The following is a 929-nucleotide window of genomic DNA, read 5'->3' as shown; positions in this document are numbered from 1 at the left end:
TCGTCACGCAACGCCTATCTCGATGAGGCCGAACTGAAGATCGCCCGCCAACTCAACGTCATATTGCGCAATACGGCTGCGGCCCTGGCGGCAGGCGCCGGCCAGAGCGACGCAACCGAAGAGGCCAGCCGCGCCCTCATTGCCGCCGGCTTTCAAAAGGTCGACTATGTCGAGGTACGCCAAAGCCTGACGCTTGCGCCATGGCGCCGAAACCGCGAAGGGCGTCTTCTCGCGGCAGCATGGCTCGGCAAGACCAGACTGATCGACAATGTGGAGGTTCCCGCTGTCTAGCGCGAAGGCTCGATCCTTCGGCCAGACAGACACGGGCCGACCACAGTCGATGGTCCCGTACTCTTTGGGGTCGACGTATCGCGGCGGATTGCTGCCGCGCCTAGCTCTCGCTCTTTTGTCCGCCGGCCCTGACGATCAGGTGTCCCGCCACGATCCCAACCACCCCGGCAAGGGCTTTCACCAATGCATCGATGAGGCGTGCATGGCGACCGGGATCAATGAGCTGAAGCAGTTCCAGCATGCCGGCGGTCACAGCCACGAAGATCACGACCTGGTACAGTCGGTTGGGGAAGCCGATCGCCAGGGCGAAGCCCAACAGGACATAAGCCAAGGCACGCTCGACATTCGCTTCAGCGAGGTGCGGCCGCATCTGGATCGGCGACAAGGTCGCGAAAATGATGATGGCGAGCAGCGCCAGCGCTGTAATGCGGGACAGTTTGGTCATGCCCTTGCATATCCGTCGTGAGCCGGCACAGCAAACGCCGCGATGACGCATGGCCAGGTCGCTCTATTCATCCCGGTGGCAATCTATCCGAGCGACTTCTCGAAACTCAGCGTCGTCGGTCTTGAGGTATCGCGGGACTCCTCCGCGGCACTGACAGGCAAAAACCCCTTCGACCGGTAGAAAGCAATGGCGC

Annotated in this window: 2 protein-coding genes; one reads left to right on the top strand and one right to left on the bottom strand. The window is 61.9% G+C overall.

All coding sequences use genetic code 11. The features are described from left to right. Positions 1-291 (top strand): pantoate--beta-alanine ligase (locus EN939_RS35950; protein ID WP_206528449.1); only part of this gene is annotated, 291 nt, incomplete at its 5' end. A 100-nt stretch (positions 292-391) separates the two neighbouring features. Here the strand turns inward: EN939_RS35950 and EN939_RS35945 are convergent. Beyond that, positions 392-787, bottom strand: coding sequence for a VanZ family protein (locus EN939_RS35945; RefSeq protein ID WP_245465083.1), 396 nt, complete (start codon positions 785-787; stop codon positions 392-394). Between the last annotated feature and the right edge of the window lie 142 nt (positions 788-929).

Source organism: Mesorhizobium sp. M7A.F.Ca.CA.002.05.1.1 (genome assembly GCF_003998335.1).
GTDB lineage: Bacteria > Pseudomonadota > Alphaproteobacteria > Rhizobiales > Rhizobiaceae > Mesorhizobium.
The sequence above is the reverse complement of the archived record's forward strand: the minus strand, read 5'-3'. Positions and strand labels throughout refer to the sequence as shown.

Excerpts from the sequence above, each read along its gene's own strand:
- EN939_RS35945 (WP_245465083.1), bottom strand. The coding sequence starts at position 787 with ATGCGTCATCGCGGCGTTTGCTGTGCCGGCTCACGACGGATATGCAAG.